Genomic DNA, 25,231 nt, shown 5'->3' on the forward strand with positions numbered 1-25,231 from the left:
ACATGAAGCTTATACATGGGATTCTATCGCTTCGAGCCGGCCGCCAAAAACAAAAGGCGAACCCGAAGGTTCGCCCCTTGTCCCTGAAGCCTGCCGATTACTCGGCGGACTTGTCGGCTTCGGTTTCCGCGACTTCCGGACGGTCAACCAGCTCCATGAAGGCCATGGGCGCGTTGTCGCCTTGACGGAAACCCATCTTCAACACACGGGTGTAGCCGCCGTTGCGGGCAGCATAACGGGGACCGAGTTCGCCGAACAGCTTGACCACGGCGGCGCGATCGCGCAGACGGGCAAAAGCCAGACGCTTGTTCGCGAGGGTGGGTTCCTTGCCCAGCGTGATCAGGGGCTCGATGACGCGGCGCAGTTCTTTCGCCTTCGGCAGCGTGGTCTTGATCGCTTCGTGAGTGATCAGCGAAACGGCCATGTTGCGGAACATGGCAAGACGGTGACTGCTGGTGCGGTTGAGCTTACGCAAGCCATTACCGTGACGCATGATGATTTCCTTTGAATCTAGAAGACGGCGTTTCCGCCATCGGGTTATCCGGCTCTTCTATCGACCTGAAGAATCAGGCCGCGGTCCGGTGGAATCGGTTGCGGCCGCCACCCATGCGGCGGCCGCGGTAAAACGCGACAACTACGGCGATCAGGGGCGCTCGAGGCCCAGGGGCGGCCAGTTTTCCAGCTTCATGCCCAGGGTCAGGCCGCGCGCGGCCAGCACTTCCTTGATCTCGTTGAGCGACTTGCGGCCCAGGTTCGGGGTCTTCAGCAGCTCGTTTTCGGTACGCTGGATCAGGTCGCCGATGTAGTAGATGTTTTCGGCCTTCAGGCAGTTGGCCGAACGCACCGTCAGTTCCAGGTCGTCGACCGGACGCAGCAGGACCGGGTCGATCTGCGGCGCGCCGCGGACCGGGGCTTCGTACGAATCGCCGGCGCCTTCCAGGGCGGCGAAGACCGAGATCTGGTCCATCAGGATGCGAGCCGACTGGCGCACCGCTTCCTCGGGCGAGATCACGCCGTTGGTTTCGATGTCCAGCACCAGCTTGTCCAGGTCGGTGCGCTGTTCCACGCGGGCGCTTTCGACCGCGTAGCTGACGCGGCGGACCGGGCTGAACGAGGCGTCCAGGACGATGCGGCCGATGGTGTGGGTGCGGTCTTCCGACAGCGCGCGCACGTTGCCCGGCACATAGCCGCGGCCCTTCTCGACCTTGATCTGCATTTCCAGCTTGCCGGCTTCGGTCAGGTTGCAGATGACGTGGCCGGGGTTCACGATCTCGACGTCGTGCGGCAGTTCGATGTCGCTGGCCAGCACCGTGCCGGCGCCCTGCTTGCGCAGCACCAGGGTGACTTCGTCACGGTTGTGCAGCTTGAAGACCACGCCCTTGAGGTTCAGCAGGATGTCGACGACGTCCTCGCGCACGCCCGGAATGGTCGAATATTCGTGCACCACGCCGGTCATTTGCACTTCGGTCGGCGCGTAGCCGGTCATCGAAGACAGCAGGATGCGGCGCAGGGCGTTGCCCAGCGTGTGGCCGTAACCGCGCTCGAACGGCTCCATGACGATCTTGGCGTGATGGGTGCCGACCGGTTCGACTTCGATGGAACGCGGCTTCAGAAAACCTTGAGTGGACATGTACTGGATTCCTTTTCAATACCCTCGGCTCGTTACACCGATAAGGCTGATGGAAGTGACTAAAAAAACGGCACAAACCCGCCACGCCTTTTGACAAGCGTCGCGGGTCCCGTGTGGGTACTGCGGAGGTATTGCGGCCGGGGCGGCAGCGCCGCGCCCGGCTTTCGGAAGGCGCCGCCGGATCGCCGGCGGGCGCCGCCTGAATTAACGCGAATACAATTCCACGACCATGGATTCGTTGATGTCGCGAGCGACGTCAGCGCGATCCGGGGCCTGCTTGAAGACACCGCTCATCTTGGTGGTGTCGACTTCAACCCACTGCGGCAGGCCGATGCTGGTGGCCAGGTCGAGCGATTCCTTGATGCGGCCTTGCTTCTTGGCCTTCTCGCGAACCGAGATGACGTCGCCGGCCTTGACCAGCATCGAGGCGATGTCGGCGGGATGGCCGTTCAGCTCGATGGCGCGGTGGCTCACCAACTGGCGCGCTTCGGCGCGGGTCGAGCCGAAGCCCATGCGGTACACGACGTTGTCCAGACGCGATTCGAGCAACTGGATCAGCTTTTCGCCGGTGTTGCCACGGACGCGGTCGGCTTCGGTGAAGTACTTGCGGAATTGCTTTTCCAGCACGCCGTACATACGCTTCAGCTTCTGCTTTTCACGCAGTTGCAGACCGTAGTCGGACGTACGGGCGCCCGAAGTGCGGCCATGCTGGCCGGGCTTGGAATCCAGCTTGCACTTGGAATCCAGCGAACGGCGGGCGCTCTTCAGGAACAGATCGGTACCCTCGCGGCGCGAGAGCTTGCACTTGGGTCCAATGTAACGGGCCATGTGGTTTCCCCTTAGATACGACGACGCTTGGGCGGACGGCAGCCGTTGTGCGGAACGGGCGTGATATCAGCGATGCTCGAGATCTTGATACCCAGCGCGTTCAACGCACGAACGGACGATTCGCGGCCGGGGCCGGGGCCCTTGATGCGCACTTCCAAGGTCTTGATGCCATATTCCAGCGCCACGCGACCGGCCGTTTCGGCAGCCACCTGGGCCGCGAACGGGGTCGACTTGCGCGAGCCCTTGAAACCTGCGCCACCCGAGGTCGCCCAGGACAACGCATTGCCCTGACGGTCGGTGATGGTGATGATGGTATTGTTGAAGGACGCGTGGACGTGCGCGATGCCGTCCGAAACGTTCTTCTTGACCTTTTTGCGCACGCGCGAAGCGCCGCTGGTGGAAGCTTTCGCCATAATCCAGTTCCTCGATTATTTCTTCAGGGACGCAGCAGCACGACGCGGGCCCTTGCGGGTGCGTGCGTTGGTGCGCGTGCGCTGGCCGCGTACGGGCAGACCGCGCTTGTGACGCATGCCACGATAGGTGCCCAGGTCGATCAGACGCTTGATCGACAGTTGGACTTCGCGACGCAGGTCACCTTCGACCGTGAACACACCGACGTGCTCGCGAATGCGCTCGAGCTCGGCGTCGGTGAGATCCTTGACCTTTTTGGTAACGGGCACATTAGCAGCTTCGCAGATCTTGCGGGCGCGCGTACGACCGATGCCAAAAATGGCGGTCAGGCCGATCTCGGCGTGCTGATGCGGCGGAATGTTGATGCCAGCAATACGGGCCATGACTGTTCCTTAATGAATCTGTTGCGTTAGGCTGAACTCAGCCTTGACGCTGCTTGTGCCGCGGATCGGTGCAGATGACACGCACCACGCCGTGGCGTTTGATGATTTTGCAGTTGCGGCAGATCCGCTTAACCGATGCCAATACTTTCATGGGTTACTCCCTGTTATTCCGTAAACCACCCGCTTATTTCGAGCGGAACACGATCCTGGCTTTTGACAGGTCATAGGGCGTGAGCTCCACTGTGACCTTGTCGCCCGGCAGGATCCGGATGTAGTGCATGCGCATCTTGCCCGAAATGTGGCCCAACACTACGTGGCCGTTTTCAAGCTTGACGCGGAACATTGCGTTGGGGAGGTTCTCGATAACCTCACCCTGCATCTGTATGACGTCGTCCTTTGCCATTCTCTTTGCTAACGCATCGGCAGGTTCGAATTCGAGCCCTTGAAGTTCGCCTTCTTGAGCAATGAGTCGTACTGGTGGGACATCATGTAGGCCTGGACCTGAGCCATGAAGTCCATCGTCACTACGACGATAATCAACAGCGAGGTACCACCAAAGTAGAACGGCACGTTCCAGCGCATGACCAGGAACTCGGGGAACAGGCAGACCAGGGTGATGTACAGCGCACCAGCCAGGGTCAAGCGCATCAGGATCTTGTCGATATAACGCGCGGTCTGTTCACCGGGACGGATGCCCGGGACGAAAGCACCACTCTTCTTCAGGTTGTCCGCCGTTTCGCGGCTGTTGAACACCAGAGCCGTGTAGAAAAAGCAGAAGAAAATAATGGCCGCGGAATACAGCGTGATGTAGAGCGGCTGGCGCGGCGACAGCGCGGCGGCCAGGTCGCCCAGCCAACGCATCTTTTCGCTGCTCGAAAACCAACTGGTAATCGTGGCCGGGAACAGGATGATCGACGAGGCGAAGATGGGCGGAATCACGCCGGCCATGTTCAGCTTCAACGGCAGATGCGAGCTCTGGCCGCCGTAGATCTTGTTGCCCACCTGGCGCTTGGCGTAGTTGACGGTGATCTTGCGCTGTCCGCGTTCAACGAACACCACGAAGGCCGTCACGGCAATCACCAAGGCCACGATGAACAGGGCCGAAATCACCGACATCGAGTTCGTGCGCACCAGGTCCAGCAAGCCGGCCAGCGCGTTCGGCAACCCCGCCACGATCCCCGAGAAGATCAGGATGGAGATACCGTTGCCCAGGCCACGCTCGGTGATCTGCTCGCCCAGCCACATGATGAACATGGTGCCGGTCAGCAGCGTCACGACCGTGGTGAAACGGAACAGCATGCCGGGATCCGTCACCAGACCCGGTTGCGACTCCAGCGCCACCGAGATACCCACCGCTTGCACCAGCGCCAGCACGACCGTGCCGTAGCGGGTGTATTGGGTAATCTTGCGGCGACCGGCTTCGCCTTCCTTTTTCAACGCCTCGAGCGAAGGCACCACCACCGACATCAACTGCATGATGATCGATGCCGAGATGTACGGCATGATCCCCAGCGCGAAGACCGAGAAGCGGGACAGCGCACCACCCGAGAACATGTTGAACAGGCCCAGGATCCCGCCCTGGTTCTGGCGGAACAGGTCCGCCAGCGCGTCCGGGTTGATGCCCGGAACGGGGATGTGCGTACCCAGGCGGTACACCACCAAGGCGAGGACCAGGAAGACGAAACGACGCTTCAGATCGCCGTAACGAGATCCGGTCTTGCCCAGTGCCTGCGCGTTAGCCACTCTTCACCTCATCCGTCAATCAAGCAGCGATCGAGCCGCCCGCGGCTTCGATGGCGGCGCGCGCGCCGGCCGTCGCGGTAATGCCCTTGAGCACGACCTTGCGCGAGAGTTCGCCGGACTTGATGACCTTGGCGTAACGGACTTGCTGGCCGACCACGCCGGCCTGCTTCAGCACTTGCACGTCGATTTCGTCGACGGGCACGGCTTGCAGTTCCGACAGGCGGACTTCAGCGTACAGGTGCTGGCCCAGGGGCGTGAAGCCACGCTTGGGCAGGCGACGCTGCAGCGGCATCTGACCGCCTTCGAAGCCGACCTTGTGGAAGCCGCCCGAGCGGGACTTCTGACCCTTGTGACCGCGACCGGCGGTCTTGCCCAGGCCCGAGCCGATGCCGCGGCCGACACGGCGCTTGGCATGCTTGGCGCCTTCGGCGGGCTTGAGCGTATTCAGTTGGAGTTGAGTATCCGACATCTCGATTCCTTAGACTTCCGAAACGGTGACGAGATAATCCACTTTACGGATCATGCCGCGCACTTCAGGCGTATCTTTCAGGATCTTGCTGCTGTTGATGCGGCGCAGGCCCAGGCCGCGCACCGTATCACGGTGATCCTGCTTGGTGCCGATGACCGAGCGCACCAGCGTAACTTTGATCTGCTTGTCAGCCATGATTTACCCCAGGATCTCTTCGACGGTCTTGCCGCGCTTGGCGGCAACTTCCGACGGGGTCATGGAGGCGCGCAGGCCGTTCAGCGTAGCGCGGACCATGTTGTAGGGATTGCTCGAGCCCAGGCTCTTCGCAACCACGTTACGCACGCCCATCACTTCGAAGATGGCGCGCATCGGGCCGCCGGCGATCACGCCGGTACCTTCGGGCGCCGGCGAGATCAGCACCGTCGAGGCGCCGTGCTTGCCAACCACCGTGTGAAACAGCGTGCCGTTCTTCAGCGCAACCTTGAACAGGCCGCGGCGGGCCTGTTCCATCGCCTTCTGGACCGAGACCGGCACTTCGCGCGCCTTGCCCTTGCCCATGCCGATGCGGCCGTCGCCGTCGCCAACCACGGTCAGGGCGGCGAAGCTCATGGTACGACCACCCTTCACCACCTTGCTGACGCGGTTGACCGCAATCATCTTCTCGCGCAGACCGTCGTCGTTTTCCTTCTCGACCGGGCCCTTGCCTTGTGCTTTAGCCATTTGACTGATCCTCGCTTAGAACTTGAGGCCGGCTTCGCGCGCGGCATCGGCCAGCGCTTTCACGCGGCCATGGTAACGGAAGCCCGAGCGATCGAAGGCAACCAGTTCGATACCGGCGGCCTTGGCCTTCTCGGCGACGCGCTTGCCGACCAGTTCGGCGGCGGCCTTGTTGCCGCCCTTGCCGACCTGGCCCAGTTGGGCGCGCACTTCGGCTTCCAGCGTCGAGGCGCTGACCAGCACACGATCGCCTTCCGGCGAAATGATGTTCGCGTAGATGTGCAGGTTCGAGCGGAAGATCGACAGGCGATGAACGCGCAGTTCGGCAATCTTCCGGCGGGTCGGAACCGCACGACGCAAACGAGATACTTTCTTGTCCATGATTCGTCCTTGCGTGCGCCGTTACTTCTTCTTGGTTTCTTTGATGATGACGCGCTCATCCGCATAACGCACACCCTTGCCCTTGTAGGGCTCCGGCGGACGATAGGCGCGGATTTCAGCGGCCACCTGGCCAACAACCTGCTTGTTCGAACCCTTGATGACGATTTCCGTCTGGGTCGGACATTCGGCCTTGATGCCGGCCGGCAGCTTGTGAACCACGTCGTGCGAGAAACCGAGTTGCAGCTTCACGGCGTCGCCCTGGACTTGAGCGCGATAACCCACGCCCACCAGGGTCAGCTTACGTTCGAAACCCTTGCTGACACCGGTCACCATGTTGTTGACCAGGGCGCGCACGGTGCCCGACATCGCGCCGGCCTGGCGCGATTCGTTGGCCGCGACGAAGGTCAGCACGCCGTTGTCCAGCGAGATGGCGACGTCGCCCGTCAGGGATTGCGTCAGCGAGCCCAGCGGGCCCTTGACGATGATTTGATCCTGCGCAACGGTGGCTTCGACACCCTTGGGCAGATTCACGGGATACTTGGCGATACGTGACATTAGAATTTCTCCTTAGGCCACGTAGCACAGAACTTCGCCGCCGACGCCGTCAGCGCGGGCCTTGCGGTCCGTCATCACGCCGCGCGAGGTCGTAACGATAGCCACGCCCAGGCCGTTCATGACCTGAGGAATGCTGCTACGGCCCTTGTAAATACGCAGACCGGGACGCGAAACGCGTTCGATGCGTTCGATCACCGGACGGCCGGCGTAGTACTTCAGCGAAAGCTCGAGCTCAGGCTTGGCCTGGGTGCCCTTGACTTCGAAACCGTCGATGTAGCCCTCGTCCTTCAGCACGGCCGCGATGGCGGCCTTCAGCTTCGAGGAGGGCATGCTCACCGTGACTTTGTTAACTTGCTGCGCATTGCGAATGCGGGTCAGCATATCGGCGATGGGATCGCTCATGCTCATATTCGTTCTCCTACCAGCTGGCCTTGGTCATGCCCGGGATTTCCCCACGCATAGCCATTTCGCGAAGTTTGTGGCGCGTCAGGCCGAACTTGCTGAACACGCCACGCGGGCGACCCGTAACCGTGCAGCGGTTGCGCTGACGGGAGGGAGCGGCGTTGCGCGGCAGTTGTTGCAGCTTGAGCCGAGCTTGGTAACGTTCTTCTTCGGGCTTCGACTGGTCGTCGATGATCGCCTTCAGTGCAGTGCGCTTGGCGGCGAACTTCTCCGCCATCTTGGCGCGCTTGATATCACGATTGATCAGTGAAAGTTTGGCCACGTCATCGCCCCTTAGTTACGGAACGGGAAGCTGAAGGCGGTCAACAGCGCCTTGGCTTCGTCGTCAGTCTTGGCGGTGGTGGTGATGCTGATGTTCAGCCCACGCAGCGCGTCGATTTTGTCGTATTCGATTTCGGGGAAAATGATCTGCTCTTTCACCCCGACGTTGTAGTTGCCGCGACCGTCGAAAGCACGGCCGGAGATACCACGGAAGTCACGCACGCGCGGCAGGGCAATCGCCACCAGGCGGTCCAGGAATTCGTACATGCGTTGGCCGCGCAGCGTCACCATGCAACCGATCGGGTAGTTTTCGCGGATCTTGAAACCGGCGATAGCCTTCTTGGTCTTGGTGATCACGGGCTTCTGGCCGGCGATCTTGGTCAGGTCCGAAACGGCGTGCTCGATGACCTTCTTGTCGGCCACGGCTTCCGAAACGCCCATGTTCAGCGTGATCTTGGTGATGCGCGGAACTTCCATCAGGCTCTTGTAGCCGAACTTTTCCTTCAGCTCGCCGACGATCTTATCGCGGTAGATATCTTGCAAACGACTCATAATCTGTCGCCCCTTACGCCTTGGCGCCGACGACGGCACCATTGGAACGGAACACGCGCACCTTGCGGCCGTCGACTTCCTTGACGCCCACGCGATCGCCCTTGCCGGTGGCAGGGTTGAACAGCGCCACATTCGAAATGTGGATGGGCAGGGTCTTCTCGACGATGCCGCCCGGGTTGTTGGCCATCGGGTTCGGCTTGGTGTGCTTCTTGACGACGTTCACGCCTTCGACCAGCACGTGATCGGCGTCGACGCGCGCGAGCACGGTGCCGCGACGCTTCTTGTCGCGGCCGGTGAGGACGATAACTTCGTCGCCTTTACGGATGTTGTTCATGAATGGCTCCTTACAGCACTTCCGGGGCCAGCGACACGATCTTCATGAACTTCTCGGTACGCAGTTCACGCGTAACGGGTCCGAAGATACGAGTACCGATGGGCTCATGCTTGGCGTTGAGCAACACGGCGGCGTTGTTGCCGAAGCGGATCAACGAACCGTCCTTGCGGCGCACGCCCTTGGCGGTGCGGACGACCACGGCGTTGTAGATTTCGCCCTTCTTGACACGACCGCGCGGAGCGGCGTCCAGGACGCTGATTTTGATGATGTCACCGATAGCGGCATAACGGCGCTTGGAACCGCCGAGCACCTTGATGCAGCGCACACGGCGCGCACCAGTATTGTCGGCCACGTCCAGCGTGGTCTGCATTTGGATCATGATTTTTCCTGTTCCAACTTAACCGGAAATTCGAAGTCGTGGTCTCGCGCCCTGGAACGGACCGGGGAGCGCGACCGGTAAAGCCGCTCTACCCTGATCAGTCCCAAAACCCCATTACCAGGCGATTTCGCCATTCCTGCCAGTTTTGGTCCCGTAAGGCCCGTCTGACTTGCCCTGGGTCGTGTGCCGCCGCGTATGCCTTGCCGACAAGCGCCGCCGCCAACCTCAGGCAACCCCTACGAACCTGGGTTGATATCCTGCGGATTTTTCCCCTTTCACCCGCCCGGCCCTGCATTGGCACCTGCACACCGACCCCGCGTTTTCGCTTGGTCGCCCGCGCATCCATGCCGCCTAGCCAGACAGACTATTTGGGAAAGCTGATAATTCTATCCTGATAGCCTTGCGATTGCAAGGCCCACGTACTAATCCCTGCCATAGTAGTCTTTTTCCCACAAATCGTGGTTGGCCTTCCCCCGGCGGATCTCCGGCGTCATCGGCGCCAGGGCCAGCACCAGCAGGTTGAACCAGCGCATCGGGGCGCGGCACGGGCGCTCGAAGTCGACGAACAACACCACCCGCACGCCGTCTGTGTCGTTGTGGACTTGGTGGGGGTAGAGGTCGTCGAACACCACGGCCTGCCCTTCCCGCCAGACATGGCGCTGGCCGTCCACCTCGATCCAACAGTCTTCCCGCGGTTCCGGCACGACCAGGCCCAGGTGCAGGCGCAGCACGCCGTTGTACGGGCCGCGGTGCATGGGGATGCGCTTGCCCGGCTCCAGGATGGAGAAGAAGGCGGTGCGCAGCCCCGGGATGCCCCGCAGCGCCCGGGCCGTCGCCGGACAGCGCGCCAGGTTGCGCTCGGACCGCATGCCGTAGCCCATGAAGACGAAGGTCTTCCACTGGTCGTCGGTGGTGATGGTGGCGACGTCGGGCGACAGCTCGTGAAAGGCGGGCAGGCGGTCGCGCTTGCCGAGCACGTCCATCAGTTCGGCCCGGATCGCGGGGGCCTGGGCCTCCAGCGCGGGGATCCAGGGGAACTGGGCGTTATCGAAGATGGGATGGTCGCCGACCAGGGAGGCCTTGGCGATGCCGTTGCGCAGCCAGTCGATCAGACTGAAGAAACAACGCGAGAACAGGGTCGGGGCAGATTTGGGCGCGAGCGGATTCAAGGCGTATCGGGCAGGTCGAAAGCGGTACGGTGCGATGTTCCCGGACCGCCAGGCGACAGGCAGACTGCCATGGGGCATATTGCCATGGCGTATGGCGGCCAAGGTGCTTGAATCATACGCGATACGGACAGGCGCCGATGACCGCCGGGATCCCCTGCGTCCGCGCACAAAGCACAGATCACAAAGCACGAATCACACAGCACGAATCACACAGCACAAATAAAAAAAGCCAAGGGCGTAAACCCTTGGCTTTTCACCCGCGGGCCGGGATCGCTCCCGCCCTGCAGGGATGCATCAGATGACGCGAGCGGCCTCGACCAGGCGCACCACGCTCCACGCCTTCGAGCGCGAGATGGGACGGCCTTCGGCGATTTCAACCGTATCGCCTTCGTTGATCTGGTTCGTCTCGTCATGCGCCTTGTACTTCGCGGAGCGCACGATGATCTTGCCGTAGATGGGGTGCTTCACGCGGCGTTCGACGAGAACGACCACGGTCTTGTCCATCTTGTTGCTGACGACCTTGCCGACCAGCGTACGCTGGCGCTTGGCGGGTTGGGTGTTTTGCGTTTCGCTCATGATTAGCTTCCTGCCTTCTCGGTCAGCAAGGTACGGACGCGAGCGATGTCACGACGCACTTTGCCCAGTTGGCTGGTGTTGGCGAGCTGCTGGGTGGCCTTCTGCATACGCAGACCGAATTGGGCACGGAGCAGGCTCTCGAGCTCTTTCTGGAGCTCGGCGACGTCTTTGGTACGGAGTTCTTTGGCTTTCATTTAGGACTCCTTAGGCGCCGATGTGACGAGCCACGAAGGTCGTCGCGATCGGCAGCTTGGCGGCGGCCAGGCGGAAAGCTTCGCGAGCCAATTCTTCGCTCACCCCTTCCATTTCGTACAGCACCTTGCCGGGTTGGATTTCAGCGACCCAGTACTCCGGGTTGCCCTTACCGTTACCCATACGGACTTCGGCCGGCTTCTGCGAGATCGGCTTGTCCGGGAAGATGCGGATCCAGATACGGCCGCCACGCTTGATGTGACGGTTGATGGCACGACGAGCAGCCTCGATCTGGCGCGCGGTCAGACGGCCACGGCCGGTGGCCTTCAGGCCGAATTCGCCGAACGACACGTTGGTGCCGCGCGTGGCCAGGCCCGTATTGCGGCCCTTCTGCTCTTTGCGATACTTTCTGCGTGAGGGTTGCAGCATGTTTATTCTCCTTCAGGCGCCGGCGCGGCGTCCGCCTTGCGCGGACCGCGGCCGCGGCCACCACCGCCGGGACGGCCACCAGGACGGCCGCCATCAGGACGGTCGCCACGGGGGGCACGGCGCGGACGGCGCTCTTCTTCGCGAGGCGCGGCGGTCTCAGGCGGCAGTTCGCCATTGGCCAGCATGTCGCCCTTGTAGACCCAGACCTTGATGCCGATCACACCGTAGGTGGTGTGGGCTTCGGAGGTGCCGTAGTCGATGTTCGCCTTCAGCGTGTGCAGCGGCACGCGACCTTCGCGGTACCACTCGGTGCGCGCGATTTCGATGCCGTTCAGACGGCCCGAGCTCATGATCTTGATGCCCTGGGCGCCCAGACGCATGGCGTTCTGCATGGCGCGCTTCATCGCGCGGCGGAACATGATGCGCTTTTCGAGCTGTTGCGAAATCGAGTCGGCGATCAGTTGGGCGTCGGTTTCCGGCTTGCGGATTTCCTCGATGTTGACGTGCACGGGCACGCCCATCAGACGCTGCAGATCGGCCTTCAGGCTTTCGATGTCTTCGCCGCGCTTGCCGATCACCACGCCCGGACGAGCCGAGTAGACGGTGATGCGGGCGTTCTTGGCGGGACGCTCGATCAGCACGCGGCCGACCGAGGCGCTCTTGAGCTTCTTCTTCAGGTATTCGCGCACGCGGATGTCTTCGGCCAGCATGGCGCCGAAAGACTTGTCGTCGGCGTACCAACGCGAGGACCAATTACGGGTGACCGCGAGACGGAACCCAGTGGGGTGAATTTTCTGACCCATCTTGACTCCTTAGGCTCCGACCTTGACCGTGATGTGGCAGGTCTGCTTCTCAATGCGGTTGCCACGGCCCTTCGCACGGGCGGAGAAGCGCTTCATCGATTGAGCCTTGTCCACGAAAATCGTGGTGACCTTCAGCTCGTCGATGTCGGCGCCGTCGTTGTGCTCGGCGTTGGCGATCGCGGATTCGACAGCCTTCTTCAGGATGCCGGCGGCCTTCTTCGGGGAGAAGTTGAGGATTTCCAGGGCACGGGCGACCGACTTGCCGCGGATCAGGTCCGCAACCAGACGGGTCTTCTGGGCCGAGATGTGAACTCCACGGATAATGGCAGTAGTTTCCATCGCTTACCTCTTGGCCTTCTTGTCCGCGGCATGACCCTTGAACGTGCGGGTCAGCGCGAATTCGCCGAGTTTGTGGCCGACCATGTTCTCGTTGATGTAAACGGGAACGTGCTGCTTGCCGTTGTGCACAGCGATCGTCAGACCGATGAACTCGGGCAGGATCGTGGAACGGCGCGACCAGGTCTTGATCGGCTTCTTGTCTTTGCCCGCGACGGCCTTCTCTACCTTGGTGATAAGGTAGGCGTCGACAAACGGGCCTTTCTTGATCGAACGTGACATAGTGTTCGCCTCTTACTTGCGCTTGCGCCGTTGGACGATCATATTGTTCGTCCGCTTGTTGCTACGGGTCTTGTAACCCTTAGCCGGGGTGCCCCACGGGCTGACCGGTTCGCGAGCTTCACCGGTGCGGCCTTCGCCACCACCGTGCGGGTGATCGACCGGGTTCATGGCCACGCCACGAACCGTCGGGCGGACACCGCGCCAACGCATTGCACCGGCCTTGCCGATCTGGCGCAGGCTGTGTTCTTCATTACCGACTTCACCGATCGTGGCGCGGCATTCGATGTGAATGCGGCGCACTTCGCCCGAACGCAGGCGGACCTGCGCGTAGACGCCTTCACGGGCCATCAGCACGGCGGAGGCGCCGGCCGAACGGGCGATCTGCGCCCCCTTGCCGGGCAGCATTTCGATGCAGTGTATCGTCGTACCCACCGGGATGCTGCGGATGCGCAGCGTGTTGCCGGCGCGGATGGGGGCTTCGTCGCCCGACACCAGCGAGGCGCCCACTTCCAGGCCACGGGGCGCGATGATGTAGCGGCGCTCGCCATCGGCGTAGCACAGCAGCGCCAGGTGCGCCGTACGGTTGGGGTCGTATTCCAGACGCTCGACCTTGGCGGGGATGCCGTCCTTGTCGCGACGGAAGTCGACGATACGGTAATGTTGCTTGTGACCACCGCCACGATGACGGACGGTGATGTGACCGTTGTTGTTACGGCCAGAGCCACGCTTCTTCTTTTCGAGCAGCGAAGCGACGGGGGCGCCCTTGTGCAGGTTCGGGCTGACCACCTTCACCATGCCGCGGCGGCCGGCCGAGGTCGGTTTGACTTTAACGAGGGCCATTTACTTCACCTCCGCAAAGTCGATTTCCTGGCCTTCCTTGAGCGAGACGTAGGCCTTGCGCTCATTGCGGCGGCGACCCACGAAACGGCCAAAGCGCTTGACTTTGCCCTTGCGATTGAGGACCTGCACGGACTCGACCTGCACCTTGAAGAGCAGTTCGACGGCAGCCTTGATTTCCGGCTTGGTGGCCGTGTCGACCACGCGGAAAGCGACTTGTTGGTTCTTCTCGGCGACGAAGGTGGCCTTTTCGGTCACGATCGGAGCCAGCAGAACCTGCATCAAGCGTTCGGTGTTCATCCGAGCATCTCCTCGAGTTGGGCGATGGCCGGCTTGGTGATCAGCACTTTCTTGTAGTGGATCAGCGAAAGCGGATCGGCATAGCGCGGTTCGACCACGGCAACGTGCGGCAGGTTGCGGGTGGCGAGGTAAACGTTCTCGTCGAAGTCGTCGGTGATGATCAGCACGGACTCCAGGCCCAGGCCTTTCAGCTTGGCGGCGGCCAGCTTGGTCTTGGGGGATTCCAGCTTGAATGCGTCGACAACGGCGATGCGGCCTTCACGAGCCAGTTGCGACAGGATCGAGCGGATCCCGGCGCGGTACATCTTCTTGTTGACCTTCTGGCTGAAGTTCTCTTCGGGCGAGTTCGGGAACGTGCGACCACCCCCACGCCACAGCGGCGACGAGGTCATACCGGCGCGAGCGCGGCCGGTACCCTTCTGGCGCCAGGGCTTCTTGGTGGAGTGCTTGACTTCCGTACGATCCTTCTGGGCGCGGTTGCCGCTGCGCGCGTTGGCCTGGAAGGCCACCACGATCTGCTGCACCAGCGCTTCGTTGAATTCGCGGCCGAAGACGGTGTCGGCAACGCTGACCGTGCCGGCTTCGCCTTGGTCGTTCAGGAGCTTGAGATCCATTTACTTACGCTCCTTTCTTGGCCGGGGCCTTGACGGCCGGACGCACGATGACGTTGGCTTCGTTGTGGCCGGGCACGGCGCCCTTGACGAACAGCAGACCGCGTTCGGCGTCCACGCGGACGACGTCCAGGTTCTGAACCGTGCGCTGCACGTCACCGAGGTGACCCGACATGCGCTTACCGGGGAAGATGCGGCCGGGATCCTGCGCCTGGCCGATCGAGCCGGGCACGCGGTGCGAACGGGAGTTACCGTGCGACGCGCGCTGCGAACCGAAGTGGTGGCGCTTGATGGTGCCGGCGAAGCCCTTACCGATGGTGGTGCCCGTCACGTCGACCGTCTGGCCAGCTTCGAACACGCTTTCGACGGCGATCACGCTGCCGGCGGTGAATTCGGCGGCCTTCGCGGGATCGAGGCGGAATTCCTTGAGGATGCTACCGGCTTCGACGCCGGCTTTGGCGTAGTGGCCCGTTTGGGGCTCGGCAACGCGCGACTTGCGGCGCTCGCCGTAAGCCAACTGGACAGCGGCATAGCCGTCGCTTTCCAGGGACTTGACCTGGGTCACTCGGTTGTTCGACAGATCCAGCACGGTCACCGGAATGGACTCGCCATCCTCGGTGAAAATGCGGGTCATGCCAACCTTGCGACCCACCAGCCCGAGCCGATGGGCGGCAGGCGTGGGTGTCGGATTCGACATCGTTTTCTCCATTCCCGACTACGATTGGTCGGGGCTAATCAGGCGAAGAGACACTTCGCCCTACGTGTGTGTCATTCTGCCGAGGCAACTACGAAGCATCCCTAACGAGGACAGGAACGCCCCTGCCAAAAACGGCAATCTCGGACTATAGCATGGTGATTTGCCGCGTGGCAAGCGTCGATCGGATCCGGCGCGATTCCGGGCGCCGTTTGCGGCATTTCTGCAATGCAAAAGGCCGCGCCCGGGGGGGTGCGGCCTTTGCTACGACACGCCCTCCTTCGCAGGGCGCGCGTCTACTCTTTATTGCTTACTGCAGGGCGATTTCGACATCGACACCGGCCGGCAGATCCAGACGCATCAGGGCGTCCACGGTCTTGTCGGTGGGATCGACGATGTCCATCAGGCGCTGGTGCGTGCGGATTTCGAACTGGTCACGCGACGTCTTGTTCACGTGCGGCGAACGCAGCACGTCGTAACGGCGGATGCGCGTGGGCAGCGGAACCGGACCACGGACGACCGCACCGGTGCGCTTGGCGGTGTCGACGATTTCAGCGGCCGACTGATCGATCAACTTGTAATCGAACGCCTTCAAGCGGATGCGGATCTTCTGGTTTTTCATGGTGTTTCCTACTAAAGAACGATGTAAGCGGTGATCCGGAACGCCGGATCACCGCACCCGGCAGGGAATTACTTGACGATGGAAGCGACGACGCCGGCGCCGACGGTACGGCCGCCTTCGCGAATGGCGAAGCGCAGGCCTTCTTCCATGGCGATCGGGGCCAGCAGGCGCACGGTCATCGACACGTTGTCACCCGGCAGAACCATTTCCTTGTCCTTCGGCAGCTCGATCGTGCCCGTCACGTCCGTCGTACGGAAGTAGAACTGGGGACGATAGCCGTTGAAGAACGGGGTGTGGCGGCCGCCTTCTTCCTTCGACAGAATGTACACCTCGGCCGTGAAGTCCGTGTGCGGGTTGATCGAACCCGGCTTGGCCAGCACCTGGCCACGCTCGACGTCTTCACGCTTGGTGCCGCGCAGCAGGATACCGACGTTGTCGCCCGCTTGACCTTGGTCCAGCAGCTTGCGGAACATTTCCACGCCCGTGCAGGTCGTCTTCACCGTCGGCTTGATGCCGACGATTTCGATTTCCTCGCCGACCTTCACGATGCCGCGCTCGATACGGCCGGTCACCACCGTGCCGCGGCCCGAGATCGAGAACACGTCTTCGACCGGCATCAGGAACGTGCCGTCGATGGCACGCTCAGGCGTCGGGATGTAGCTGTCCAGCGCGTCGGCCAGCGCCAGGATCGCCTGCTCGCCCAGCTCGCCCTTGTCGCCTTCGAGCGCCAGCTTGGCCGAACCCTTCACGATCGGCGTGTCGTCGCCCGGGAAGTCGTACTTGCTCAGCAGCTCGCGGACTTCCATTTCCACCAGTTCCAGCAGCTCGGCGTCGTCCACCATGTCCGCCTTGTTCAGGAACACGATGATGTACGGCACGCCCACCTGGCGGCTCAGCAGGATGTGTTCGCGCGTCTGCGGCATCGGGCCGTCGGCGGCCGACACCACCAGGATCGCGCCGTCCATCTGCGCCGCGCCCGTGATCATGTTCTTCACATAGTCAGCGTGGCCCGGGCAGTCAACGTGCGCGTAGTGGCGCGTCGCCGTTTCGTATTCCACGTGCGCCGTGTTGATCGTGATGCCGCGCGCCTTCTCTTCGGGCGCCGCGTCGATCTGGTCGTAGCCCTTGGCTTCGCCGCCGAACTTCGTCGACAGAACCGTCGTGATCGCCGCCGTCAGCGTCGTCTTGCCGTGGTCAACGTGACCGATCGTGCCCACGTTCACGTGCGGCTTGGTACGTTCAAACTTGCCTTTTGCCATGATCTCTATCCTTAGTCTTTCAAGGAAACTGTTTATTTGGCGCCGCTTCCGACGATCGGAAACGGCGCCGACTTCAATTACTTGGTACGGGCGGCGATAACTTCGTCAGCCACGTTCTTCGGAGCTTCAGCGTACTGCTTGAATTCCATCGTGTACGTCGCGCGGCCTTGCGTTTGCGAACGCAGGCTGGTCGAGTAACCGAACATCTCGGCCAGGGGAACCTCGGCCTTGATGATCTTGCCGCCGCCAACGATGTCGTCCATGCCCTGGACCATGCCGCGCCGCGAGGACAGGTCGCCCATCACGGTGCCGGCGTAGTCTTCCGGCGTTTCCACTTCAACGGCCATCATGGGCTCGAGCAGCACCGGGCTGGCCTTGCGCATGCCTTCCTTGAAGGCCATGGAGCCGGCCATCCGGAACGCGTTTTCGTTCGAGTCCACGTCGTGGTACGAGCCGAAGAACAGCGTGACCTTGACGTCCACGACGGGGTAGCCCGCCAGGATGCCCGAAGACAGCGTGTCGCGCACGCCCTTTTCGACGGCCGGGATGAATTCACGGGGAACCACGCCGCCCTTGATGGCGTCGACGAATTCGAAACCGGCGCCGCCCGGCTCCAGCGGCTCGACCTTCAGCACGGCGTGGCCGTACTGGCCGCGGCCGCCCGACTGCTTGACGAACTTGCCTTCGGCTTCTTCGCAGGTCTTGCGGATGGTTTCGCGGTAAGCCACCTGCGGCTTGCCGACGTTGGCTTCCACGCCGAATTCGCGCTTCATGCGGTCGACCAGAATTTCCAGGTGCAGTTCGCCCATGCCGGAAATGATGGTTTGACCCGATTCCTCGTCGCTGCGCACGCGGAACGACGGATCTTCCTGGGCCAGACGGCCCAGCGCCAGACCCATCTTTTCCTGGTCGGCCTTCGACTTGGGTTCCACGGCCTGCGAAATCACGGGCTCGGGGAACTCCATGCGCTCCAGCAGGATGTGCGAATCGACGTCGCACAGCGTTTCGCCGGTGGTCACGTCCTTCAGGCCGACCACGGCGGCGATGTCGCCCGCCAGCACTTCCTTGATTTCTTCGCGGTTGTTGGCGTGCATCTGCAGCAGACGGCCGATACGTTCCTTCTTGCCCTTGATGGGGTTGTAGACGGTATCGCCCGACTTCAGCACGCCGGAGTACACGCGCACGAAGGTCAACTGGCCCACGAACGGATCGCTCATCAGCTTGAACGCCAGCGCCGAGAACTTCTCGTTGTCGTCGGCCTTGCGGTTGACGGCGTTGCCGTCATCGTCCTGGCCATCCACCGGCGGAATGTCGATGGGCGACGGCAGGTAGTCGATGACCGCGTCCAGCATGCGCTGCACGCCCTTGTTCTTGAAGGCGGTGCCGCACAGCATCGGCTGGATTTCGCCGGCGATGGTGCGTTGGCGGATGCCGGCGTTGATCTCGGCTTCATCCAGCGCGCCCGTTTCCAGGTACTTGTTCATCAGCTCTTCGGACGACTCGGCGGCCGACTCGACCAGCTTCTCGCGCCATTCCTCGGCCGACGCTTGCAGCTCGGCGGGGATGTCGGCGTAGTCGAACTTGGTGCCCTGGCTGGCTTCATCCCACAGGATGGCCTTCATCTTGATCAGGTCGACCACGCCGGAGAACGTGTCTTCGGCGCCGATCGGGATCACGATGGGCACGGGGTTGGCGCGCAGGCGGCCCTTCAACTGGTCATAGACCTTGAAGAAGTTGGCGCCGGTGCGGTCCATCTTGTTGACGAAGGCCAGGCGGGGCACGCCGTACTTGTTGGCCTGGCGCCACACGGTTTCCGACTGGGGCTGAACGCCGCCCACAGCGCAGTAGACCATGCAGGCGCCGTCGAGCACGCGCATGGAACGTTCGACTTCGATGGTGAAGTCCACGTGCCCCGGGGTGTCGATGATGTTGATGCGGTGCTCAGGATAGTTGCCAGCCATGCCACGCCAGAACGCCGTGGTCGCGGCCGACGTAATGGTGATGCCACGTTCCTGTTCCTGCTCCATCCAGTCCATGGTGGCGGCGCCATCATGCACTTCGCCAATCTTGTGATTGACGCCCGTGTAGAACAGGATGCGTTCGGTCGTGGTGGTTTTCCCTGCATCGATGTGCGCAGAGATGCCAATGTTGCGGTAGCGCTCGATCGGGGTTTTGCGGGCCATGGTTGCTTAATCCTTAAATTACCAGCGGAAATGGCTGAAGGCCTTGTTGGCTTCGGCCATCTTGTGCGTGTCTTCGCGCTTCTTCATCGCGGCGCCACGACCTTCGGAGGCATCGATCAGCTCGCCAGCCAAACGCAGATCCATCGACTTCTCGCCGCGCTTCTTCGCGGCTTCGCGCAACCAACGCATAGCCAAGGCCAGGCGGCGCACAGGGCGCACTTCAACCGGCACTTGGTAGTTGGCGCCGCCAACGCGGCGGCTCTTCACTTCGACGATCGGCTTGATGTTGTTGATCGCCAGGCTGAAAACCTCGATCGGCTCCTTGCCGGTCTTGGTTTGCACTTGCTCGAGGGCACCATAGACGATGCGCTCGGCGACGGCCTTCTTGCCGTCCAGCATGACGACGTTCATGAACTTGGCGAGCTCGACGCTGCCGAACTTGGGATCGGGCAGAATCTCGCGCTTGGGTACTTCGCGACGACGGGGCATTGTGCTTCCTTAGTGTGTCAGTTCAGTTGAACCGCGATGTTCCGCGGCCATGGCCATCCATAACGTAGATGGCCCCTTACGTGCCGTTGCCGTTCCAGGGAACGCAGACGGCTGCACGGTCCGGCGGCCGATAAGCCGGCGACGGACGGCGGCCTGGCTATCAGGCCTTCTTGGGGCGCTTCGCGCCGTACTTCGAACGCGCTTGCTTGCGGTCTTTCACGCCTTGCAAGTCGAGCGAGCCACGGACGATGTGGTAACGCACACCCGGCAGATCCTTCACACGGCCGCCGCGCACGAGCACGACCGAGTGTTCCTGCAGGTTGTGGCCTTCGCCGCCGATGTACGAAATGACTTCGTAACCGTTGGTCAGGCGCACCTTGGCGACCTTACGCAGAGCGGAGTTAGGCTTCTTGGGGGTGGTGGTGTACACGCGGGTGCACACGCCACGCCGCTGCGGGCAGTTTTCGAGCGCGGGGCTCTTGCTCTTGGCGGCGCTGACTTCGCGCGGCTTGCGCACGAGTTGGCTGATGGTAGGCATGACCTTTGAAATCCCTTTTACGTACTACGGGGGGTAAGAGTACTGACGTACCGTACTGCTTAAACCTTGGCCCGCCGCTCGGGGATGCACGGGGACATCACCGGACGCCGGGAGGCGGTTCGCGCAAAACCGCCCCTGACGCGTATACGTAAAAGAGCGGGTCTTGCTGAATCTTGCTTCACTGCCCTGCAGCGCTTGCCGGGGCACCGGATTGCGCCGGTGCGGGCAAAAAACTGCGCGCGCAGGAAAAACACTGCGCGCCTATAACTCAGTGAGCCCGTGAGATTAGCCCAGATCGGAAGATCTGTCAAAGGGCCATCCCGCATAAATCGCGCGATGCGCCGCCAGAGGGGGGTTTGCGGGGGTTTTACCCGGCCCCGCGTGGCTAATTGAACACATGGGAAATCACGGCGGGGACGCCCGGCTTGACCTCCAGCGTCATGCGGTGGCTGGGTAATCCCGTGTTCTTGATCGTCACGGCATACGTGCCGGGAGGCAGCCGCAGCTCCTTGAGCGGCGGGCTGACCCCGCGCGAGACGCCGTCGATCACGATCTGGCCCCAAGGACGGACGTCGATGCGGACCGGCACCGGCGCGCCGGCGGCGGGTTTGGCCGGCTTGGCGGGCGCGGCGGCCTGGCCTTGGGCTGGGGTTGCTCCGGCCGGCGCGGGGGTTTCGGCGCCCGCCGGGCCCGTGGATCCGGCGCCGCCCAGCGTCACCGTCGATTGGTAAGGCTGCGGGGCGCCGGCGCGGCCGCCGACGCTGCTGCCTTCGCCTGGCTGGGCGCCCGTGCCTGTACCAGTGCCTGCGCCCGAACCCGCACCGGTACCCGCTGCCGAGGCCCCGCCCGGCGCGGGGGTTCCCGTCGCGGTGGCGGCGTTCGGTTCGCCGGCCTGCGCCGAGACGCCCGGCTCGGCGGCGCCCGGGCCGCTTTCGGCCCCCGCCCCCGCCCCTGGCCTGGCCGTAGCCGTGGCCGGCGCCTGGCGGCCGGCCGGACCGCCGCTTTCCGCCGCGGACGTGGTCGCCGGCGTTCCACGACCGGTGCCCGGGGAGGTCGGAGCGGCCGAGGAGGCCGGCGACGCTGGAGAAGCCGGAGAGCCCGAGGAATCAGAGGGGACCGGCGCACCCGGGCCCGTTTCCGTCGGCGCGCCGCCATCCCCGGGCCGTGCGGCCGTGACGCCCCCACTCCCGGCCGCCGGCGTATCCGTTGCGCCCGGCCGGCCATCCCGCTGCGATAGCGGAACGAAGGATGAGGAAGCCCCGCCGGCCGTGGACGCGCGCTGGCCGCCCAGGCCATTGCCGCTCTGAAGCCAGACCCATGCCGGCAAGGCCACCACGGCCACCAGCAAGGCAAGGAACAAGCCCCAGAACGGCAAGCGCCGGCGGCGGCCCGGCGCCGGGTCCAGCATGTCGTCTTCGTCGTCCTCGTCGACGTAATCTTCCTGGACGACCGCCACCGCGGGTTCGGGCAGCGTCGGCATGGCCGGCGCCGGCTCCATGCCGCCGAACCGGGCCAGGTAGGCGGCCATCGAATTCGGCCGGTACGCGGCGGCCATGGCCAGGCCGGCGTCGACCGCCGCCAGGAACGCCATGTCGTAGCCTTCCGGCATGCGCTGCGCCAGGGGCACGTAATCGTCATGGTCGCGCCGCGACTCGGCATCCGGCGGCGGCGCGCCGGTGATGAGCTGGCAGGCGACCGCGCTCAGGCCATAGATGTCCGTCCAGGGACCGCGCGGCAGTAGCGCGTCGTCGGCATATTGTTCGAACGCCGCATAGCCTGCCCGCGGCTCCTCCGGTCCATCGCCCTGCCGCTCCGCGTCCGCCGCGGGCCCGGGCATCAGATGCGCCTTGCCGTTCACGTCCAGGCCGATGGCCGAGGGCGAGAGCGCCCCATGCATCTGGCCCTGCTCATGCAAGGCCGCCAGCGGCGCCTCCAGGTCCGTCAGGATGCGGAGGATACGGGATTGAGGCACGCCGCCGGCCGCCGTGGCGGCAATCGCATCCAACGGACGCAGGCCGAAACTATCCCCGCCCGGTACAGGCGACGCGGCGAAAGCGGCACTAGAAGACATGATGGACAGGGACTCCGGAGCCAAGGTGCCCATGATAAAGCGCGGCGCGGCGGCGGCGGAGCGAAGACCGATCCAAATGGAAGAAAAAAGGGAAGATGAAGCGGAGGATGCCCGTCGTCCCGGGTAAAACGTGGCGCGCCGCCGACACCGCGCGAGGATGCGCTCGCGCGGCGCGCCGCGTGGAGGTGGAACCATATATGATCGGCGACACCTCGGGCGGCGCCATTCGCGCGCGGCCCGCACGCTTCCGGAGCACCTCTGTACCCATCATGAAAACCGCCGTCCGTGTCACTCGTAGTGTTTGCACGATTTCCCTGGCCCTGATGCTCGCCGCCTGCGCCCTGCCGCCGGCGCAAACAGGGAGCGCCCCGCCCTCGCAGGCGGCGCTGGACGCGCTGCAACGCGTGCGCGATCAATATCAGGCGGGCCGCTACGGAGAGGTGATACGCGGAGTGGCCACGTCCGCCGATCTGGCCGCCGCGCCCGCGGCCGTCCAGGTCGAGGCGATAAAGCTGCAAGCCTTCAGTTATTGCGTCAGCAACTACCGCAAGCTTTGCGAGGACGCTTTCCTGCGCATCCTGCAGATCGATCCCGGGTTCGAACTGGCGCCCAACGAACAGGGCCATCCGCAATGGGGTCCGGTGTTCCGCAGCGCCAAGACGGCGATGACGCCGGCGCGCTGATCGCGGGCATTGCCGGGCGGGCACCCTCGCCCGCGGCCCATGGGCGCGCCTTATCCCGAAGCCCTGGCTCCTGGACGCGCGCCTTTCCGCACGGAACTGTCTTGTAGGAATTCTTACCTACCCGATTTCCGTTGCCGGCGCGCGCTGAACAGGAATACTTACGCACCTGGACACCTGGGCCTGGGCGCCCGTACCCCGGGGGCACCTGAGTATCCGGGCAGCGCGCGCGTTCCGGCAATCCTCTGCCTGGCGCGCCTCGGACACGGTGGCCCGCCAGCGCGGCCTACCGCGTTCACCCTCGGGTGAAAAGGGAATCGTCTTGTCTCTGGAAACCCAAGGCCTCGGTTTCTCGCGCCCAAGCCTGGCGCCCAATGTTTTCGATGACGCGCCGCCGCCGCTATCCGGCGAGCCGCAAGGCAGCGGGGCGGCACGCGCGAACCCGGACGCGAACGCCAGTGCGGACGCCGGGCTCGATGGCATCAAGATGCGGCCTCGGGAAGGACGCCATCCCGGCCGCGCGGATGCGAGCCGGCCGGCCACCCGTTCGCGCTCGCCATCGCCGACGGACGCAAACCTGCTTCCCACGGGCAGCCGGCAAGGCACGCCACGCGCGGCGGCGCGCCCCGGCTTCGATGGCGACGCGCGCCCCCTGCCCGAAGTCATCATCGACGGCACGCCCTACGCCACTCCACTCACCAGTCCGCTCGCCGGTGCGCCTGGTCCCCTTGGTCCCTTTGGTCCGCTTGGCCCGCTTGGCCCGCTTGGCCCGCAACCTGGCGACCGTCCCGCGATACGCCTGGACGACCCCGTGCCGTGGAACGCCGAACTCGCCCGCGTGGAGGACGATGGCTATGCCAGGCCACGGCCCGCATCGGTCCTGGCGCCTCACGTCTACGGCGCAAGCCTGGTACGCAAGAACGGCGGCACGGAAACGTCCTGGGGCAGCGCCACTGGCCTGTCGGCGCCGCCAGCCAGCCGCTCGCCGCGCCCCTGGTCGGTGGGCGGACGACCGCTCTCTCCCATCTATCTGTCCGGAGCCTGGATGGGCGGCACGCTGACGTCCCCCACCACGGCCGGCCTGACCGGCGCCCGATCCCGGCCAGCGTCCGACGCCGCGTCCACGGACGGGTGGATTTCCCGCAGCGCAACATTGCCCAGCCGCGCAAGCCTGCCGAGCCGCGCCGGCTTCCCCGGCCTGCGCCGGACTCATGTGCCGGTGCCGCTGGACGCCGCGTCCTCGTCCGGACGGATCTTCATCCAAACCACCGTGTTCGCGGATCCGGAAACACTGGCGCGCGCGTCCGATGCGCATGCCGGCCCCATGCGCAGCGTGGCGCGGCTCTGGCAGCGGATAAGAAGCCTGCCGGGCGCGCTGCAGTCCACCTGCCGGGAATGGATACACCGAATCGCCGACTGGCTCTCGACCCTGCGCTGAACCTGCCCCCGCCCTAAACTACCTCAACGCCAGAAATTCATTCTTCAGCCAATTCTGGATTTCAACTTTGGCTGACGCAAATGTTGCCTCTGATCCAAAATCAGCCGTTGGAGGTGATTTTGCATTTTTTCGCATGGAAGGAGGGGCATCTTCCGGCCAGTCCAACTTCGACCAGATGTCTAGCAATTGGATATATCCATACATGGGGTCGGCGTCAACATTCTCGACAGTATCTTCAATCAGCGCAGCCCGCCACTTGCGCGTGGCAAGCGAAATGTCAACGTCATAAGCTTGGCAAATATCTTCGACAAGTCGTTCTTTCTCTTCAGTCGGTAGAGTTGCATCAAGCGCGAGTACCGCTATGGAATCGAAAGCAGGATCACCTGCCTCCACTTTCTCGAGCGCACTCGCGGCATAACTCTGAACGATGTCTCCGCTCAATCTATCAGAAGCGCCACAAGGCACACCCTGTAGCCCGCGAAGAACAACTCCCCAGTCCAGGAGCGCGCGAGAGCGTAAGATTTCAAATGCTTGTTGAATCATGGTTTCGCCGGAATTCCATTAATAGTTCCGCCAGGAACAAACATCCGATGCGCCACGCCGCCAAGTTTCGGGTC

At 63.3% G+C, this 25,231-nt stretch carries 38 protein-coding genes; 2 read left to right on the forward strand and 36 right to left on the reverse strand.

The features are described from left to right. Positions 1–97: 97 nt before the first annotated feature. From rplQ to CAL29_RS30365, 35 genes are all read right to left on the reverse strand, one after another. Positions 98–493 carry a 50S ribosomal protein L17 gene (gene rplQ / locus CAL29_RS30195; RefSeq protein ID WP_094856536.1) on the reverse strand — a complete coding sequence of 132 codons (396 nt, stop codon included), beginning with the start codon at positions 491–493 and terminating at the stop codon, positions 98–100. Between the two features lie 150 nt (positions 494–643). Then, the gene (locus CAL29_RS30200; protein WP_057654205.1) at positions 644–1,630 is read right to left on the reverse strand and encodes a DNA-directed RNA polymerase subunit alpha; all 987 of its coding nucleotides are present in this window, start codon (positions 1,628–1,630) and stop codon (positions 644–646) included. Positions 1,631–1,834: 204 nt separating this feature from the next. After that, a complete protein-coding gene (gene rpsD, locus CAL29_RS30205; RefSeq protein ID WP_094856537.1) occupies positions 1,835–2,458 on the reverse strand; it encodes a 30S ribosomal protein S4 in 624 nt (207 codons plus the stop codon). Between the two features lie 11 nt (positions 2,459–2,469). Next, on the reverse strand, positions 2,470–2,871 hold the full coding sequence (gene rpsK, locus CAL29_RS30210; protein WP_006216516.1) for a 30S ribosomal protein S11: 402 nt from the start codon (positions 2,869–2,871) through the stop codon (positions 2,470–2,472). A gap of 15 nt (positions 2,872–2,886) precedes the next feature. Next, on the reverse strand, positions 2,887–3,252 hold the full coding sequence (rpsM, locus tag CAL29_RS30215; RefSeq protein ID WP_057654208.1) for a 30S ribosomal protein S13: 366 nt from the start codon (positions 3,250–3,252) through the stop codon (positions 2,887–2,889). Positions 3,253–3,289: 37 nt separating this feature from the next. After that, positions 3,290–3,403, reverse strand: a complete 114-nt coding sequence (gene rpmJ, locus CAL29_RS30220) for a 50S ribosomal protein L36 (protein WP_066357345.1) — start codon at positions 3,401–3,403, stop codon at positions 3,290–3,292. A gap of 33 nt (positions 3,404–3,436) precedes the next feature. Beyond that, positions 3,437–3,655: a translation initiation factor IF-1 gene (gene infA / locus CAL29_RS30225; protein ID WP_057654209.1), complete on the reverse strand. Its 219-nt coding sequence runs from the start codon at positions 3,653–3,655 to the stop codon at positions 3,437–3,439. An 8-nt stretch (positions 3,656–3,663) separates the two neighbouring features. Further along, the gene (secY, locus tag CAL29_RS30230; protein WP_094856538.1) at positions 3,664–4,995 is read right to left on the reverse strand and encodes a preprotein translocase subunit SecY; all 1,332 of its coding nucleotides are present in this window, start codon (positions 4,993–4,995) and stop codon (positions 3,664–3,666) included. Between the two features lie 19 nt (positions 4,996–5,014). Further along, positions 5,015–5,464: a 50S ribosomal protein L15 gene (gene rplO, locus CAL29_RS30235; RefSeq protein WP_094856539.1), complete on the reverse strand. Its 450-nt coding sequence runs from the start codon at positions 5,462–5,464 to the stop codon at positions 5,015–5,017. Between the two features lie 9 nt (positions 5,465–5,473). Then, positions 5,474–5,659: a 50S ribosomal protein L30 gene (gene rpmD / locus CAL29_RS30240; protein WP_094856540.1), complete on the reverse strand. Its 186-nt coding sequence runs from the start codon at positions 5,657–5,659 to the stop codon at positions 5,474–5,476. A gap of 3 nt (positions 5,660–5,662) precedes the next feature. After that, positions 5,663–6,184, reverse strand: a complete 522-nt coding sequence (rpsE, locus tag CAL29_RS30245; protein ID WP_094856541.1) for a 30S ribosomal protein S5 — start codon at positions 6,182–6,184, stop codon at positions 5,663–5,665. Between the two features lie 15 nt (positions 6,185–6,199). After that, a complete protein-coding gene (rplR, locus tag CAL29_RS30250; RefSeq protein ID WP_094856542.1) occupies positions 6,200–6,562 on the reverse strand; it encodes a 50S ribosomal protein L18 in 363 nt (120 codons plus the stop codon). 21 nt (positions 6,563–6,583) lie between these two features. Further along, complete coding sequence (rplF, locus tag CAL29_RS30255) at positions 6,584–7,117, reverse strand: 50S ribosomal protein L6 (protein ID WP_094856543.1); 534 nt, start codon at positions 7,115–7,117, stop codon at positions 6,584–6,586. A 12-nt stretch (positions 7,118–7,129) separates the two neighbouring features. Next, complete coding sequence (gene rpsH / locus CAL29_RS30260; protein ID WP_094856544.1) at positions 7,130–7,525, reverse strand: 30S ribosomal protein S8; 396 nt, start codon at positions 7,523–7,525, stop codon at positions 7,130–7,132. A gap of 10 nt (positions 7,526–7,535) precedes the next feature. After that, a complete protein-coding gene (gene rpsN / locus CAL29_RS30265; RefSeq protein ID WP_094856545.1) occupies positions 7,536–7,841 on the reverse strand; it encodes a 30S ribosomal protein S14 in 306 nt (101 codons plus the stop codon). Positions 7,842–7,852: 11 nt separating this feature from the next. Then, the gene (gene rplE / locus CAL29_RS30270) at positions 7,853–8,392 is read right to left on the reverse strand and encodes a 50S ribosomal protein L5 (protein WP_094856546.1); all 540 of its coding nucleotides are present in this window, start codon (positions 8,390–8,392) and stop codon (positions 7,853–7,855) included. Between the two features lie 13 nt (positions 8,393–8,405). Next, a complete protein-coding gene (gene rplX, locus CAL29_RS30275) occupies positions 8,406–8,726 on the reverse strand; it encodes a 50S ribosomal protein L24 (protein WP_094856547.1) in 321 nt (106 codons plus the stop codon). A 10-nt stretch (positions 8,727–8,736) separates the two neighbouring features. Beyond that, a complete protein-coding gene (rplN, locus tag CAL29_RS30280) occupies positions 8,737–9,105 on the reverse strand; it encodes a 50S ribosomal protein L14 (RefSeq protein ID WP_088599442.1) in 369 nt (122 codons plus the stop codon). Between the two features lie 422 nt (positions 9,106–9,527). Then, the gene (locus CAL29_RS30285; RefSeq protein ID WP_256977818.1) at positions 9,528–10,274 is read right to left on the reverse strand and encodes an aspartyl/asparaginyl beta-hydroxylase domain-containing protein; all 747 of its coding nucleotides are present in this window, start codon (positions 10,272–10,274) and stop codon (positions 9,528–9,530) included. Positions 10,275–10,568: 294 nt separating this feature from the next. After that, positions 10,569–10,850 (reverse strand): 30S ribosomal protein S17, encoded by a 282-nt coding sequence (gene rpsQ, locus CAL29_RS30290; RefSeq protein WP_094856548.1) that lies wholly within the window; start codon positions 10,848–10,850, stop codon positions 10,569–10,571. 2 nt (positions 10,851–10,852) lie between these two features. Further along, the gene (gene rpmC, locus CAL29_RS30295) at positions 10,853–11,044 is read right to left on the reverse strand and encodes a 50S ribosomal protein L29 (protein WP_094856549.1); all 192 of its coding nucleotides are present in this window, start codon (positions 11,042–11,044) and stop codon (positions 10,853–10,855) included. A gap of 10 nt (positions 11,045–11,054) precedes the next feature. Then, on the reverse strand, positions 11,055–11,471 hold the full coding sequence (gene rplP, locus CAL29_RS30300; protein ID WP_094856550.1) for a 50S ribosomal protein L16: 417 nt from the start codon (positions 11,469–11,471) through the stop codon (positions 11,055–11,057). 2 nt (positions 11,472–11,473) lie between these two features. Next, complete coding sequence (gene rpsC, locus CAL29_RS30305) at positions 11,474–12,274, reverse strand: 30S ribosomal protein S3 (protein ID WP_094856551.1); 801 nt, start codon at positions 12,272–12,274, stop codon at positions 11,474–11,476. A gap of 9 nt (positions 12,275–12,283) precedes the next feature. Then, complete coding sequence (gene rplV, locus CAL29_RS30310; protein WP_094856552.1) at positions 12,284–12,613, reverse strand: 50S ribosomal protein L22; 330 nt, start codon at positions 12,611–12,613, stop codon at positions 12,284–12,286. A 3-nt stretch (positions 12,614–12,616) separates the two neighbouring features. Continuing rightward, entirely contained in the window at positions 12,617–12,892 is a 276-nt protein-coding gene (gene rpsS, locus CAL29_RS30315) for a 30S ribosomal protein S19 (protein WP_057654231.1), read from the reverse strand. 12 nt (positions 12,893–12,904) lie between these two features. Next, positions 12,905–13,732 carry a 50S ribosomal protein L2 gene (rplB, locus tag CAL29_RS30320; RefSeq protein WP_094856553.1) on the reverse strand — a complete coding sequence of 276 codons (828 nt, stop codon included), beginning with the start codon at positions 13,730–13,732 and terminating at the stop codon, positions 12,905–12,907. Further along, complete coding sequence (gene rplW, locus CAL29_RS30325; protein WP_066357397.1) at positions 13,733–14,029, reverse strand: 50S ribosomal protein L23; 297 nt, start codon at positions 14,027–14,029, stop codon at positions 13,733–13,735. Next, positions 14,026–14,643, reverse strand: a complete 618-nt coding sequence (gene rplD, locus CAL29_RS30330) for a 50S ribosomal protein L4 (RefSeq protein ID WP_094856554.1) — start codon at positions 14,641–14,643, stop codon at positions 14,026–14,028. Before rplD ends, rplW begins: the two co-directional genes overlap by 4 nt. Before the next feature lie 4 nt (positions 14,644–14,647). Then, positions 14,648–15,337 (reverse strand): 50S ribosomal protein L3, encoded by a 690-nt coding sequence (gene rplC / locus CAL29_RS30335; protein WP_179284232.1) that lies wholly within the window; start codon positions 15,335–15,337, stop codon positions 14,648–14,650. Positions 15,338–15,644: 307 nt separating this feature from the next. After that, positions 15,645–15,956: a 30S ribosomal protein S10 gene (rpsJ, locus tag CAL29_RS30340; protein ID WP_003806903.1), complete on the reverse strand. Its 312-nt coding sequence runs from the start codon at positions 15,954–15,956 to the stop codon at positions 15,645–15,647. 68 nt (positions 15,957–16,024) lie between these two features. Then, a complete protein-coding gene (tuf, locus tag CAL29_RS30345; protein WP_094856556.1) occupies positions 16,025–17,215 on the reverse strand; it encodes an elongation factor Tu in 1,191 nt (396 codons plus the stop codon). Between the two features lie 77 nt (positions 17,216–17,292). Further along, entirely contained in the window at positions 17,293–19,398 is a 2,106-nt protein-coding gene (gene fusA / locus CAL29_RS30350) for an elongation factor G (RefSeq protein WP_094856557.1), read from the reverse strand. An 18-nt stretch (positions 19,399–19,416) separates the two neighbouring features. After that, complete coding sequence (rpsG, locus tag CAL29_RS30355; RefSeq protein WP_006216561.1) at positions 19,417–19,887, reverse strand: 30S ribosomal protein S7; 471 nt, start codon at positions 19,885–19,887, stop codon at positions 19,417–19,419. A gap of 160 nt (positions 19,888–20,047) precedes the next feature. Then, entirely contained in the window at positions 20,048–20,425 is a 378-nt protein-coding gene (gene rpsL, locus CAL29_RS30360) for a 30S ribosomal protein S12 (RefSeq protein WP_057654238.1), read from the reverse strand. Between the two features lie 385 nt (positions 20,426–20,810). Next, positions 20,811–22,496, reverse strand: a complete 1,686-nt coding sequence (locus CAL29_RS30365; RefSeq protein WP_143277780.1) for a hypothetical protein — start codon at positions 22,494–22,496, stop codon at positions 20,811–20,813. 269 nt (positions 22,497–22,765) lie between these two features. Here CAL29_RS30365 and CAL29_RS30370 point away from each other — a divergent pair, with 269 nt between their 5' ends. Both CAL29_RS30370 and CAL29_RS31475 read left to right on the forward strand, forming a co-directional pair. Then, a complete protein-coding gene (locus CAL29_RS30370) occupies positions 22,766–23,179 on the forward strand; it encodes a TssQ family T6SS-associated lipoprotein (protein ID WP_179284233.1) in 414 nt (137 codons plus the stop codon). A 319-nt stretch (positions 23,180–23,498) separates the two neighbouring features. Beyond that, positions 23,499–24,614: a hypothetical protein gene (locus CAL29_RS31475; protein ID WP_143277781.1), complete on the forward strand. Its 1,116-nt coding sequence runs from the start codon at positions 23,499–23,501 to the stop codon at positions 24,612–24,614. An 18-nt stretch (positions 24,615–24,632) separates the two neighbouring features. Here the strand turns inward: CAL29_RS31475 and CAL29_RS31480 are convergent, their stop codons facing one another. Beyond that, on the reverse strand, positions 24,633–25,157 hold the full coding sequence (locus CAL29_RS31480; protein WP_143277782.1) for a DUF2247 family protein: 525 nt from the start codon (positions 25,155–25,157) through the stop codon (positions 24,633–24,635). Between the last annotated feature and the right edge of the window lie 74 nt (positions 25,158–25,231).

Source organism: Bordetella genomosp. 10, from assembly GCF_002261225.1.
Lineage (GTDB): Bacteria > Pseudomonadota > Gammaproteobacteria > Burkholderiales > Burkholderiaceae_B > Bordetella_C.